This is a genomic window from Arthrobacter monumenti, assembly GCF_054511255.1.
In genome coordinates this window covers 72,269-86,185 of sequence record NZ_JBTNCY010000007.1, presented here as the reverse complement: position 1 = coordinate 86,185, position 13,917 = coordinate 72,269, and the positions used below count along the sequence as shown (strand labels likewise).

General features: G+C 61.0%; 11 protein-coding genes and 1 tRNA gene. 6 read left to right on the top strand and 6 right to left on the bottom strand.

Annotation, left to right across the window (positions count from 1 at the left end; translation table 11 throughout):
• Positions 1 to 105 precede the first annotated feature (105 nt).
• The 3 genes from ACX80B_RS11735 (at position 106) to ACX80B_RS11725 (ending at position 4,109) form a co-directional block, all read left to right on the top strand.
• Positions 106 to 3,138, top strand: a complete 3,033-nt coding sequence (locus ACX80B_RS11735; RefSeq protein WP_459296291.1) for a UPF0182 family membrane protein — start codon at positions 106 to 108, stop codon at positions 3,136 to 3,138.
• Positions 3,139 to 3,312: 174 nt separating this feature from the next.
• A tRNA-Met gene (locus ACX80B_RS11730) sits at positions 3,313 to 3,386 on the top strand.
• Positions 3,387 to 3,527: 141 nt separating this feature from the next.
• Positions 3,528 to 4,109, top strand: coding sequence for a DUF6328 family protein (locus ACX80B_RS11725; protein WP_459296289.1), 582 nt, complete (start codon positions 3,528 to 3,530; stop codon positions 4,107 to 4,109).
• Between the two features lie 73 nt (positions 4,110 to 4,182).
• Here the strand turns inward: ACX80B_RS11725 and ACX80B_RS11720 are convergent, their stop codons facing one another.
• Positions 4,183 to 4,950 carry a PspA/IM30 family protein gene (locus ACX80B_RS11720; protein ID WP_459296287.1) on the bottom strand — a complete coding sequence of 256 codons (768 nt, stop codon included), beginning with the start codon at positions 4,948 to 4,950 and terminating at the stop codon, positions 4,183 to 4,185.
• Positions 4,951 to 5,058: 108 nt separating this feature from the next.
• Complete coding sequence (locus ACX80B_RS11715; RefSeq protein ID WP_459296285.1) at positions 5,059 to 7,086, bottom strand: TPM domain-containing protein; 2,028 nt, start codon at positions 7,084 to 7,086, stop codon at positions 5,059 to 5,061.
• Between the two features lie 254 nt (positions 7,087 to 7,340).
• Between ACX80B_RS11715 and ACX80B_RS11710 the strand changes: the two genes are divergently transcribed.
• From ACX80B_RS11710 to ACX80B_RS11700, 3 genes are all read left to right on the top strand, one after another.
• The gene (locus ACX80B_RS11710) at positions 7,341 to 8,777 is read left to right on the top strand and encodes a S1C family serine protease (protein WP_459296283.1); all 1,437 of its coding nucleotides are present in this window, start codon (positions 7,341 to 7,343) and stop codon (positions 8,775 to 8,777) included.
• Between the two features lie 199 nt (positions 8,778 to 8,976).
• Positions 8,977 to 9,795: an electron transfer flavoprotein subunit beta/FixA family protein gene (locus ACX80B_RS11705; RefSeq protein ID WP_459296281.1), complete on the top strand. Its 819-nt coding sequence runs from the start codon at positions 8,977 to 8,979 to the stop codon at positions 9,793 to 9,795.
• 79 nt (positions 9,796 to 9,874) lie between these two features.
• Complete coding sequence (locus ACX80B_RS11700; RefSeq protein WP_459296279.1) at positions 9,875 to 10,837, top strand: electron transfer flavoprotein subunit alpha/FixB family protein; 963 nt, start codon at positions 9,875 to 9,877, stop codon at positions 10,835 to 10,837.
• A 22-nt stretch (positions 10,838 to 10,859) separates the two neighbouring features.
• Here ACX80B_RS11700 and ACX80B_RS11695 read toward each other — a convergent pair whose 3' ends face one another.
• From ACX80B_RS11695 to ACX80B_RS11680, 4 genes are all read right to left on the bottom strand, one after another.
• A complete protein-coding gene (locus ACX80B_RS11695; RefSeq protein ID WP_459296277.1) occupies positions 10,860 to 11,615 on the bottom strand; it encodes a MerR family transcriptional regulator in 756 nt (251 codons plus the stop codon).
• Between the two features lie 137 nt (positions 11,616 to 11,752).
• Positions 11,753 to 12,577 (bottom strand): anti-sigma factor, encoded by an 825-nt coding sequence (locus ACX80B_RS11690; protein WP_459296275.1) that lies wholly within the window; start codon positions 12,575 to 12,577, stop codon positions 11,753 to 11,755.
• Position 12,578: 1 nt separating this feature from the next.
• Positions 12,579 to 13,202 carry an ECF RNA polymerase sigma factor SigK gene (gene sigK / locus ACX80B_RS11685; RefSeq protein ID WP_459296273.1) on the bottom strand — a complete coding sequence of 208 codons (624 nt, stop codon included), beginning with the start codon at positions 13,200 to 13,202 and terminating at the stop codon, positions 12,579 to 12,581.
• Positions 13,203 to 13,421: 219 nt separating this feature from the next.
• Positions 13,422 to 13,892, bottom strand: a complete 471-nt coding sequence (locus ACX80B_RS11680; protein ID WP_459296271.1) for a tRNA (cytidine(34)-2'-O)-methyltransferase — start codon at positions 13,890 to 13,892, stop codon at positions 13,422 to 13,424.
• Positions 13,893 to 13,917: the final 25 nt, after the last annotated feature.

Below are 13,917 nucleotides of genomic sequence, written 5' to 3'. Positions count from 1 at the left end.
GGAACCATCTGCCGCGCCCAGTCGTGGCACAGATAACCGCACCTGAATAACTGCACCAAAACGGTTGCCGTGATGAAGCAGCAGACCTAAATGATGAGGTAAAGAGTGACTTCCGGACCATCCACGCAGGATAGACCACGCCCCATTTTCGGAAACCGCCGCGGACCACTCATTCCGACCTTAATTGTTGTTGGCGCATTGGTGGCCGGTTTTCTATTCTTCGCAGGCATCTACGCCGACGTGTTGTGGTTCGACCAGCTCGGATATCTGGACGTCTTCGTCAAGCAGAACGTTACGCAGGCGGCAATCTTCGTCGTCGCAGCAGTCATTATGGGTGCCACCGTCTACGCCAGCCTCCGGATCGCGTACGGAGCCCGTCCGATCTACGCACCGGATACAGATATCCAGGACAATCTGAGCCGCTATCAGGAAACGATAGAGCCTGTCCGCAAGCTTGCCATGATCGGTATCCCGGTCCTCTTGGGCGTTTTCGCCGGAACGGCAGCTTCCTCCCAGTGGCAGCAGGTTCTGCTTTTCTTCAACCAGGTTCCCTACGGGGCGACCGACCCCGAATTCGGACTCGACTACACCTTCTACATGGTCACGTTGCCGTTCCTCGGCTTCCTTGTAGGCTTCATGATCAGCGTGGTTTTGGTCGCTGGTATTGCAGGTTTGCTTACGCATTACCTGTATGGGGGAATCCGCCTGGAAGAGAAGGGCATCTTCACCAGTACGGCGGCACGGGTCCATATTGCGGTTGCCGCCGCGGCCTTCCTGATCCTGCAAGCCGTCAATTATTGGCTGGACCGTTATTCCACCCTGGTAAGCCAGGACGGTAACTGGGCCGGTGCGATGTATACGGATGTCAACGCCGTCATACCCACCAAGTCGATTCTCGCCGTCGCCGCCCTTATTGTGGCGGTGCTGTTCGTGGCGGCCGCTGTCACCAACAAGTGGAGGCTCCCCATTGTCGGTACCGCGATGCTCATCATCACGGCGATTCTCGCCAGCGGTGTTTATCCGTGGGTTATCCAGCGGTTCCAGGTGGAACCGTCAGAGCAGACCTTGGAAGAGCCGTACATTGCGCGCAACATCGAATTAACCCGTGAGGCATATGGGCTCGATGGCATCGACGTGAGTAACTATGACGCTTCCACCGATGTGGAAGCCGGCGCCCTCGAGGATGACGAGGCGACAACGGACAACATCCGTCTTCTGGACCCGAACCTCGTTTCCGCTGCTTTCGGGCAGTTGCAGCAGTTCCGGCCCTATTACCAGTTCCCGTCGATCCTGAATGTGGACCGGTATGAAATCGACGGTACAACGGAAAACGTTGTCGTCGCCGTGCGTGGCCTGGATACGGGCAATATTGACAGCTGGATCAACCAACACGCCGTATACACGCACGGATACGGATTGGTTGCTGCCAGCGCCAGTGAGGTCGCAGCGGACGGGGAGCCACAGTTCCTGGAGGCGGGCATTCCCAGCCAAGGCGTTCTTGGCGACTACCAGCCGCGTGTCTACTTCGGCGAGTTTTCGCCGGAGTATTCAGTGGTGGGTGCCCCTGAGGGAGCACCGCCGATGGAGCTGGACCGGCCTGAGACCGGCGGTGCCGAACGCGAGGCCAAGACTACCTTCAGCGGTGAAGGTGGACCGAGTATCGGCAACTTCTTCAACCGGTTAATCTATTCCATTCAATTCCAGTCCACCGATTTGCTTCTATCGGACGCGGTGAATGAAGAGTCACAGATCCTTTACAACCGCGATCCCCGCCAGCGCGTTGAAGCGGTGGCGCCGTACCTGACAGTTGACAGCAATATCTATCCAGCCGTCATTGATGGTCGGATCAAGTGGGTCGTTGAGGGCTACACCACGAGCGCGAACTTCCCGTATTCGACGCAACAGCAACTCGAATCGGCTACCACGGATTCCCTGACAGGGGTAGGTGCCGCTTCACAGGCATTGCCTCCGGAGCCGGTCAACTACATCCGCAACTCCGTCAAGGCGACGGTTGACGCTTATGACGGCTCAGTCGATCTGTACGCCTGGGACGAGAATGATCCGCTGCTGAAAGCCTGGCAGAACGTCTTCCCGGAAGCGATCCAGCCGATCAGTGAAATTTCCGGCGATCTGATGAGCCACGTCCGTTATCCGCAGGACATATTCAAGGTTCAGCGCGAACTGCTGGGTCAGTACCACGTCACGGATCCGGTCGACTTCTACCGTGCCAACGAGGAATGGAGCGTTCCGGACGACCCCACGGCCGTGGACAATCAGAACACGCAGGGGAACAACGAGAGCAACGTTCCGATACCGCCGTACTACCTGTCGCTGGCAATGCCGGGGCAGGAGAACCCGTCCTTCCAGCTGACAACACCGTTCATACCGGCAGCGACCAGTCAGGGAGAGGAAGCCCGGAACGTACTGTATGGCTATCTCGCAGCAAATTCCGACGCCGGCTCCGAGGCTGGTGTGAAGGCTGACAGCTACGGGCAGCTCCGGCTGCTGGAACTGCCTACCGAACGCGTTGTTTCCGGACCGGGGCAAGCACAGAACCTGTTCAACTCTGACCCGGAGGTCTCGCAGGCGTTGAACCTCCTACGGCGCGGAGCCTCAGAGGTCCTCAACGGAAATCTACTGACACTGCCTGTTGGCGGCGGCATACTGTATGTGCAGCCGGTTTACGTGCAGTCTTCCGGTGAATCCTCCTACCCGACGCTGCAGCGTGTGCTGGTCAGCTTTGGCGAGGAAATAGGATTTGCGCCCACTCTGGACGAGGCACTGGATGAGCTGTTTGAAGGTGACTCAGGCGTCGAAGCTGAGGGAGCCGATGAAGAGCCCACACCCGACCAGCCGGGTGACGGGGGCGCGGCACCCCCGGCAGATGCTGACGCACAAGCGACGTTGCAGGACGCCCTGCAGCGTGCGAACGCGGCGATCCAGGCCGGGCAGGCTGCTCTAGCCGAAGGCGACTTTGCAGCCTACGGAGATGCCCAGGCAGCCCTGAATGACGCGTTGCAGGACGCCATCGCCGCAGAGAACCAGCTCACAGGCCAGGAAGCGCCCGCGGAGGGATCTTCCGAAGGCGGTGGCGGCGCTCAACCCGAAGCCAGCCCGGAGCCGACCGAGGAGCCGTAGCTGCAAAGGCGGTAAGCCAGACAGCTAACAGCTGGAATCGTTGGAAAGGCCGGTCTGTCCCACGGGACTGACCGGCTTTTCTTTTGCCCGGCAGCGGTTCTTTTCACCAGGCTGGCGGGCGTGAATACCTCGATTTGGTGCACAGGGACGCGGCAGGTAGAGTTATTACTACGCCGCGGGGTGGAGCAGTTCGGTAGCTCGCTGGGCTCATAACCCAGAGGTCACAGGTTCAAATCCTGTCCCCGCAACGAAAGAAAAAGCTCCTGATCAGTCTATTCTGATCAGGAGCTTTTTCGTGTCAGAGCAGACAGATTGAAACCGGAATCGCATCGGGCTATGCGGTCGGGAATTTACCGAATCCGGGACCCCCGGTCGCCTACACTTGTGCCATGACGAACGTCCACGGTGCAGCCCCCGGTGCCGGTTCCATGCCTGCCCAAGGGGGAGCATCGGCGGCGGTTTCCGGCGGCATTTCCGATGATGGCCGGGGGGAGTCGGAAAACCAGCGGCTGGACCGCAACTGGGTGGAACTGCTGCAGGAACTGCGCGTTATGCAAACTGGCATCCAGATTCTTACCGGTTTTCTGCTCACGTTGCCGTTCCACGCCAAGTTTGAGCAATTGGATACCTTTCAGGTCACCGTCTATCTGTGCCTCGTCACGACGGCCGCGATTGTAACTGCGCTGATTCTTACCTCTGTAAACTTGCACCGGGCGCTGTTTGGCAAACACATCAAGAAATCGTTGGTGATCAACAGCGACAGAATGGTCCGGGTAACCATGGGACTGGTCGCATTTGTCCTGGCAGGTACAGCCGGCTTTATCTTTGACATTGTGATTGGCCGTTTCGCCGGGTTCTTGATGTTCGGGATCCTGTTGGGGGTCCTCGTCATCCTCTGGGTGCTTTACCCATTCGTGGTCCGGAGGAGGGCCACCCGGGAACAGGCAGAAGAGGGCACTCAGCAGGGCTGAGGCGGCGGACGGACAAAAGGCCCGGAATCCATGCAGATCCCGGACCTTCTTGCCGCAGATCAGCTTCTAGAGGTCAGTTATTGGACTGCGTCGATTCACCTGATGTCAGCTGCGATGTTTCCGGGCGGCTGGAACCGGCCTTCAGCGCAGCAAGACGTGCCTCCACTTCGGTCTGTTCACCTAGGTCCTCAAGGCTTTCAAACTGGGCGTCGAGGCTCGATTCCTGAAGCTCAGCCTGCCCGCGTACCCGGGCTTCCTCCCGGCGGATCTTGTCTTCGAACCGGCTGACCTCGCTGGTTGAGTCCATGAAGTCGATGCTCTTGACCGCATCCTGCATCTGTGACTGGGCTTCCACAGTGCGGGCACGTGCGGCAAGCTCATCGCGCTTGCGGCTGAGTTCATTGAGCTTGTTCTTCATCTGATCGAGGCCGGTCTTGAGCTTTTCGACGATTTCGCTCTGCGACTGGATGTTTGGTTCGGCGCCATTTGCTTCATTTTCGGCGTCCATCTGGCGTTGGATGGCGACCTTGGCGAGGTTGTCGAACTTGTCGGCGTTGACGCCGTTGCCCTGTGCCCGGAACTCTTCAGCCTTCTGGCTGGCGGCAATAGCCTTGTTGCCCCAACTGCGGGCGGCTTCCACGTCTTCCTGGTGGTCCTCCTCCAGCATCCGCAGGTTCCCGATCGTTTGCGCGACTGCGCTTTCCGCTTCCGCAATATTGTTGGTGTAGTCCCGGACCATCTGGTCCAGCATCTTCTGTGGATCCTCAGCCTGGTCGATAAGGGAGTTGATGTTGGCTTTGGCCAGTTGAGCGACCCGGCCGAAGATTGACTGTTTTGACATATTGCTATCCTTCTTTCTGCCTAACATGAATTACCTGCTGATCCTCCGCTATCGCCTGCAGCGGCCGCGCAGCCGCCCGGTCTATCTTTCTTCCGGTTGTCTACAAAATTAGAAGCTGCCACCGGCACCGCCGTCGAAGCCGCCGCCGAAGTCACCTCCGCCGAAACCGCCGCCGCCGAAGTCACCGCCATCGCCGAATCCGCCGAACCCGCCGCCCCCGAGAACAGAACCGAGAAGGAGACCGCCGAGCATGGCGCCTCCCATCCCGCTGCCGCCCCGCCGGCCGGCATACATGCCGCCGCCATAGCCACCCATGCCGCCGAAGCCTTCGACGTCGGTCTGGGCGATCTTGGCTGCCTGTCCAGCCAGCACATTTGCCTGGTGGGCGTAGTTCAGTGCTTCGGTCGGGTCGTTCTTGGCGATCGAAAGCGCGTAGTCCAGGTTCCGTTGGGCCTCCGCGAGGCGGGTCCGTGCTTCACTGCCGACGCCACCGCGCCGTGCCGCAATGTAATCGGATGTACCCGAAATCTGGGCCCGCGCCGACATGACAGCCTGCTGCAGCGCCGAGCGCGACCGCCGGTCCTGGTCTTGTTTGTCCCGGACACCAGCCAAGGCCTCATCCAAATGATGGTTGGCTTCCTCGATCCGCCGCATACAGGCCAACGGAGCGATCTTCCCGGAGCGTAGTTCATCCTGGACGGTGCTCAGTGCCGATTCGGCCCGGGCGAGCGGGCCGGAAAGCTCCGGGTGTCCGCCGCTGTCAACCATGGCCCGGGCGGCGGCAACATCCTCCGCAATGTCCGCCACAGCCGGCTCGATGGCCTTGTCGGCTTCACTTAGGTCGTTGGAAAGTTTGTCGACGGCGTCCAACAGGACATTGGTCTGCTGCACGCTCTCTTCGGCGGCCCGGACAGCAATGACGGCGGAGGCGGTGTCGCCGGCTGCAATCTTTTCCTCCGCGGTCTCGGCGGCCGTTTCGACAAACTCCAAGCGCTCGTACGCCTGGGCGATATTGTCCGCCACTTGGATGATCGCTTCGCCTGAATAGCGTCCCTGCATCTTCACCAAGGACTGCTCGGCGGCGTCGACCTTTGCCGCAGCCTGTGCCGCGCCTCGCCGTGCGGCTTGGAGGGCTTCGGGAGCGCGCTTTTCGAGCTTCCGCAGCTCATCGAAGTCGGACTTGTGCTCACCCAGGGTCTGGTTCGCCGCCTCACAGCTGCGGATAATCTGGCCAAGCCAGGTGCGCTGCTGCTCTTCGGTGTCGGGAATATGGTCGTCCAGCTGCTGCTGAAGCTTGAACGATTCTCCCAGCTGGGCCTTGGCTTTGGTGATGTCATCAATGAACGGTTTGACGGCGTCGTCACCGTATTGTGCCTGGGCAAACAGAACTTCCTGTTCACTCGTTCTAATGGCGTCATCGCAGGCAACCAGGAGGCTGCCGGCGCGGAGGCGGAGATCCGCGACGCTGACGCCTGCCAGCGGGTCCACCGGTCCGGTATCTTCGGCGGCCTCGAGCTCGGCTTGATTGTCCTTCGATTTCACGTTCTTGCGGGAACGGAGGAACAGGAAAGCGCCCACCCCGATCAGGGCAATAACGAGCAGCACAGTTAACACAGTTGAAAATCCGCCTCCATCATTGGGGTTGCCGTCGCCGCCGCTGGCCGCATCGGCCGCGCCGGCCACCGCGCTTTCGGCCGCCGCCGTCCAGTTATCGTCGCGCAGTTCCGGCAGTACCACGTCCTGGAGAATGGTCTCTTCCTCCTCCTGGCTGATGTCGCTCTCCGAATCAAAGCTCAACCACGCGCTGCGCTCTTCTGTTGCAACGGCCAGCACCCCATCCACGGTTCCCAGACTGTTCAGTTCGGCGGTTTCCTCCGCCCAGGCCTCGGCACTGTCAGCGCCGGTAAATTCAGGAACGAAAGCGATGTGCAGGTTGTAGTTCTGCTCATTCTGCAACTCTTCAATGGCGGACTGGACTTGCTCCGCTTCCGAGTTGCTCAAGACGCCGGAGTCGTCGATGAGGTATTCACCGGGTGGAAACTCGACCGGCTCGACGGCATAGGCGGCCGTGGCTGGGAACACCAGGAGGGCCATCAATCCCAGGACAGCCGCAAGGGACTTCATCAACGCTCGCATGTGTATGACCTTCAACCCCGTTCAGCGGCCCGCACGGAGCCGCAGATATTTGGGCGGCCAAGCCACGCTGTCCGCCGTTTTGATTCTATGACCCACCCTATATGGCGTCCAGAACTGAAATATATGCTGGGAGTGAAACGTTGGGTTAGGTGCAGGCTTATACGTGAGGCTTTCAGCAAAGCATCAGCAATTGTGTAACCAAGGTTCAGAATCGGCAGGCATAGTGGAACAGGCTATGCGAAAGGACTTAATAGATGACTGAGCAGCACGGCAGTGGATACGGGCCGCAGCGTCCTACGCCGCCCCAGGGATTCCCTCCCCAGCCGCAGACGCCGCCGTCGAATGCGCCCCGGTACGGGCAGTATCAGCAACCAGCAGGGCCCCCGTCCTATGGGGAAAACGTTCCACACCAGCCGGACGGGGACAACGGGCAGCAATTCGGAGGTATGCCTCCGGGAAATCAGTTTCAGGACCGTTCTCCCCGCGACAAAAAGAAGTACGGCCCGACGACGCTGATCAGCGGCATGCTTATCGCCGGCCTTATCGGCGGTGGAGTAGCGGTGGGCGCCGATGCATTGCTCGATGACGGGTCCCAGGCGGCACCGGCGTCGAACGCAACGGCGCAAAGCCCAGTGATTGTCAACGATCAGGAAAACGTCAACGCCGTTACTGCTGCCGCGCAGAAGGCCTCACCGAGTGTGGTCACGATTTCTGTGGCCGGACAGCAAGCCAGTGGAACAGGCTCGGGAATCATCCTTGATCGTGAGGGCCACATCCTGACCAATACCCACGTCGTGACATTAGGCGGCCAATCTTCGGAGACGAACGTGGAGGTGCGGACCAACGACGGTCGTGTCCACTCTGCCGAGATCGTCGGTACGGACCCATTCTCCGACCTGGCGGTCATCAAGATCGATGCCGGAGGGCTCACGCCGGCCGCTCTGGCCGATTCCAAGGACCTGAATGTGGGGGACACCGCCATCGCCATCGGGGCGCCTCTTGGTTTGAGTGGAACGGTCACCGATGGGATCATCTCCACCCTGAACCGCACCATCCGCGTTGCTTCCTCGGCCGTACCGGAGACGCAGCCGGACGGTCCGCAACGAGGAACACCGGATGATCAAGGCTGGAATTTCGCTCCGCCGGACGGTTCGCAGACACCGCAAAGCAGCAGCCAGGGCGCGGTGTACATCAACGTGATCCAGACCGACGCGGCAATTAACCACGGCAACTCCGGAGGCGCACTGGTCAATGCCGACGGCGAGGTGATCGGCGTCAATGTCGCGATTGCGTCAGGCAGCGAGACCGGCGGCAATATCGGTGTCGGTTTCTCGATCCCGATCGACTATGCCGAACGCGTCGCGCAGGAAATCATCGCGGACGGCGAAGCCACTCACGGATTCCTCGGAGTTTCCGTCACCGCAAAGGCTTCGGAGGAGTCCGAGGGCCGCACAGCATTCAGCGTTGGCGCCGAGGTTGCCGAAGTCGTGGAAGGATCACCTGCCGATCAGGCCGGTCTGCAGACCGGGGACGTGATTACCGATGTGTCCGGCATCAACATCGGTGATGGCGAGGCTTTGACCGCGGTCGTCAGGCAACAGGCACAGGGCGAGACGGTCCAGCTGTCCTATCTCCGCGGTGGAGAGCCGATGAGCACAGAAGTGACGCTCGGGGACGCCGATTTGTCCTGAGCCGCGCGCTCCCACCAGCCCGTGCATCCGGGGACCGGTCCTTCCAGGGCGGGTCCCCGGCCGCATTTAACGGACCCCCGGATCGGTTAATGAGTCATAACCGAACTCGATGTGGTTAGCTTAATCCAGGTCCCGGTACAGCGGCGGGGCGCAATCGTACGACATACCTCTTGCGACAAAGAGGGAATGAAAGGCGACAGTGGAAAATACGGCACTGAAAATTGTGGTCCTGGTCAAACACGTTCCCGACGCCCAGTTCGACAGGCAACTCACGGGCTCGTCCAACACGACGGACCGTGCGACGAGCATCCTGTCCGAACTCGACGAGTATGCGTTGGAAGCAGCCCTCCAATTGGTCGAAACCCATGGCGGAGCCGATGCAGGCCACCAAGTCATCGCACTGACCATGGGCCCGGACGGCGCCGTCGCCGCAGTAAAGAAAGCATTGCAGATTGGCGCCAACGAAGGCGTCCATCTAAGCGACGAAGCGTTGGCCGGCTCCGACGCCGCCGCCACCTCGCTCGCGCTGTCGGCAGCCATAAAACATATCGGTGACGTTGACCTGGTGCTGACTGGCATGGCATCCACCGACGGCGAGACATCACTGGTTCCGGCCCAGCTGGCGGAACGGTTGGACCTGCCTCAGGTCACCTTCGCCTCGACTTTGGAGCTGAAGGACGACGGCGGTGGTTACCAGATCGTGGCGCGGCGTGACGGCGATACCCATCTGGACAATATCGAATCCCCTCTGCCGGCAGTCGTCTCGGTTACCGACCAGATCAACGAACCTCGATACCCCAATTTCAAGGGAATCATGGCTGCCAAGAAAAAGCCCTTGGCTACGCTCAGCCTCAGCGACGTCGGCGTGGATGCCACGGATGTCGGAGTGACGGGGTCATGGACGACTGTCGAATCCGCAGAGCCGCGTCCGCCCCGCTCCCACGGTGTTGTCATTACCGATGAGGGCGACGCCGGGAAACAGCTCGTCGATTTCCTCGAAAAGCAGAAGCTGCTCTAGGCCAAAGCCCGCGGCCAAACGAGCCGAACGACCGGCGTCGGACACTTCCGGCCGCTGAAGACTAAAGGAGTCCGCCAGCATGGCTACCGTTCTTGTATTCATCGACAACCCTGGTGACGAGCTGCAGAAAGGAAATCTGGAGCTGTTGACACTCGCCGCTGCAGCAGGGAAACCAGCCGTCGCGTTTAACGGCACCCTGAGCGACGGCGTCAAAGAGACCTTCGCCGAGTATGGCGTCACTACGATCTACCATCCCAGTGCGGCGGACCTGGACGAGTACCTCGTGGGGCCTAAGGCAGGATACCTTGCCGCCGTCGTCGGGCAGGCGGCACCATCTGCGGTACTGATCGACAACACTTTCGAGGGCAAGGAAATTGCCGCCCGGCTGGGCATCAAGATTGGCTCCGGAGTCGTTACCGACGTCATAGCGCTGACAGGGGAGGGCGCGGACTTGACCGGCACGAAATCGGTGCTGGCCGGCGCCTACACCGTGGAGGCCAAGGTCTCCACCGGTATCCCGGTTATGACCGTGAAGCCGAACAGCGTTCCGCCGGCGGCTGCGGGACCGGCGTCCACCCCGGAGGAGATCACTGTGGAAGTGTCTTCCGGAGCGGACAGCCCGGCTGCGAAAATTACCGGGCGGGAGGAGAAGCCTGCCAGCGGAAGGCCCGCCCTGACCGACGCGCGTGTCATCGTATCCGGCGGACGCGGTACCGGCGGCGACTTCACCCCCATCGAGAAGCTCGCTGACGCACTGGGCGGAGCGGTAGGTGCATCCCGCGCGGCCACGGACGCCGGATGGATTGAACATTCCGCGCAGGTGGGCCAGACCGGCAAGACCGTTTCACCGCAGCTCTACATCTCCGCGGGGATTTCCGGCGCGATTCAGCAGAAGGCGGGAATGCAGACGTCGAAGGTCATCATTGCCGTCAACACGGATGAGGACTCGCCGGTCTTCGAAATCGCCGATTTTGGCATTGTGGGGGATCTCTTCGAGGTCCTGCCGCAGGCCACCGAAGAGATCCTCAAGCGCCGGAGCTGACCCGGCCGCCACGCCTGGCGGACTAACCGCCCTGGAGATTGCGCGCGGCGTAGACCTTGATCCCCTCCAGCAGGTAGGCCGCCAGACCGGGCTTCACTTTGTCGTAGAACCTGGTGAAGCGGACGTCGTCGACATACAGCTGTCCCAGACCGGGATACGACTGTGCATCCGGGGTCCAGTGTGTGCCGACCCAGCGGTAGTGGGCATCGACGGCCTCTTGCACGGCGGCGTCGTCGGCAGGCAGGCCCTGCTCCATGCAGGATGCCAATTCGGCGTTGATCCGCTGCGCCTCTACCATCAGTGCCTGCTGCTGATCCTTACTCAGCGCGGCCACCTTGGCGTTTGATGCATCGACGGCGTGATCACCCCAGCGTTCGCGGGCTTCCTGTTCGTAAGGGTTGTGGTCGAATCCGGTAAACATGTCTCCGGCACTCATCGTTTCTCCTTTGTCCAAGGCTGTGATCGTGCGGCTTACGGTCGCGGCCATGCGCTCGAGCCGCTCCCGTTCGGCCAACAGCCACTTGCGGTGCACACGGAGCGCATCGCGTTCGTCGACCTGACCATTGAGCACCTCCGCCACGGTGTCCAGTCCGAGCCCAAGCTCGCGCAGCAGCAGGATCCGCTGCAGTCGCAGCAGTTGTTCCTGTTGATAAAAGCGGTAGCCATTCTGGCCGGTGCAGGCAGGCCGGAGCAGTCCCAGGGCGTCATAGTGCCGCAGTGTCCGGGATGAAACTTTGGACAGCTTCGCCACCTCGGAAATGGACCAAGCGGATTCCATAGCGCTTACCTTTGCCGTCGTGTCGATCACGCCGGCCGGACGTTCCGGCCGGTAAACCAACACTAAAAGTTGACGTTACGTCAAGGTCAAGCTTTGCGGCAGGTCAAGCTTTGCGGCAGGTCAAGCTTTGCGGCAGGTCAGGCGCCCAGCGGTATCTCGGCGATGATCGGCATCGTCGGGGCTTCCGATCCACCCTCCGGCTCCACCGTGATGGCGACCGCAGAATAGCCGTCAAAGTCCTTCAGGACCGTTGTCTGCGTATCGGAGACGTCCTCGCCGGTCATCGTGCCAACGGATTCCGGTGCACTGCCGCTCTCGGGCAGGCGCCACATCTGATAGACCTTGCCCGGCGGGGGAGCAGGCACATTTTGCAGGGTCACCACGGCAGCGCCAACAGATTCGGACAGCGCGACTTCGGCTGTACCGCCGGCCGGGATCTCCAGGCTCTCGCTGCGCACATCGGATGCCTCGACAACCTGCTCCTGCAGGGAAGGATCAGGCAGGTTCTGCGCTACGGTGACGGATCCGATGGCGATCGCGGCGGCCGCAGCCGCGCCGATCAACAAGCGTCGTCCGGTCGACGGCCGTGACTCCTTGCGGTGCCGGCGGAGCGCGAGCTCATCCTGTGCCCCTGCACCTGCAGGGGCGGCAGAGCCAGCCTGCACAGCCGGTCGTTCTATTTCATGTTCCGGCAGCCGTGCCATGATCCGGTCCAGCAGATCCGCAGGCGGTTCGGCCACATCGGTTGCATACGCTTCGGTGGCGGTTTCCCGCGCCTGGCGTACCCGTTCATTGAAGGCGGTGCGGACGTCCTGGGCGGCGGCTGAGATGTAGACCTCGATCGTGGTGCGCTCCTCTTCGCTCACAGCATCCAAGGCATACACCTCAGCCCACTCCAGAATCCGGCCCTCATCCAGGTCCGTCTGAAGATCATCTGCGAACTGCTTATTGCTATCTTCCATCTCAACTCACCCCCAAACAGGCTTTTAGTCGTAGTAATCCATCCCGGATCCGGGATTTGATGGTTGGTACGGCCACTTCGAGTTTCTCGGCTACCTCCCGGTAGGTGAGTCCGCCGTAGTAGGCCAGTTCCACTGATTCCTGCTGCGTTTCGGTCAAGGTCTGGAGGCAGTCGACGACGGCTTCCGCTTCAATGCGCCCGGTCACCGCTTCCACCACTTCGTCATGCTCGACGGCGTGGGAGGCGGCTCCGTAGCGGGCCTCGCGGTCTGAAGTGCTCTGCTCAGAGCGGACCTTGTCGACCGCACGCCGGTGCGCAATGGTCATCAACCAGGCCAGGGGAGTGCCCGACGACGGATCGTACTTTCCGGCCGCCTTCCAGACCTGCAAGTAGACCTCCTGTGTCGCATCCTCGCTGAGCTCGGAATCGACGAGCACCCGTTTGGCCATGCCGAAAACCCGGCGGGAAGTAAGCCGATACAGCTGCGCGAACGCTTCCTGATCGCCCCGTCCGACGCGGGCCAGCAGCTCCACGAGCTCAGAACGTTCGGCGGATACCCCTGGGGCAGGGCGCTCCGTGGATTGATAGCCGTCGTTGGTCCGCCGGCCGACCTGTGGGGTGTCCATGACTTCCAAGCATATGCGCCCGGAAGGAGAATTATGTAGCCACCATGCTGACCGGAGAGGAGAAAACTCCGATGCAGGCGCGGCATAGGCCGTCGCCGTCATCGCCTCACCTCATCCCTGTCCGGTCTGCCAAATGCTTTCAACAGGTATTCGCGGCTGTGGTGGGTCCGGATGGGTGCGTGTCGGTTGTGCGCCGGATCACCTCCCTCAGAGGCCGGATTATTCCTCCCGGGACCCCCGGAAATCGTTCTGCCGCCACGCCTCGTAGAGGGCAATCGACGCTGAGTTTGCTAGATTGAGCGACCTGAGCGACGGAAGCATTGGCAGCCTGAGACGGGCTGTCACATGCACATCATGTTTCACTTCAATTGGTAGCCCGACTGATTCGGGACCGAAGAGCAGCACGTCGCCGGGTTGGTATTCCACTGAGGCGTAGGACCGTTCGCCATCAGAGGTGAAAGCATAGACACGCTGCGGTGCCAGAGCGGTCCAGGCATTCTGCAGGGAGTCATGGACGTGCAGGACGGCGAGATCGTGGTAGTCGAGGCCGGCGCGGCGGAGCTTGGTGTCGTCCAGGTCGAACCCCAGCGGCCTGACAAGATGCAACTCGGCGCCAGTGACGGCGGCAAGGCGGATGGCATTACCGGTATTACCGGGGATCTCGGGGGTGTAAAAGAGGATGCGGAACACCCGACCAGTGTAATGACCTGTTCCC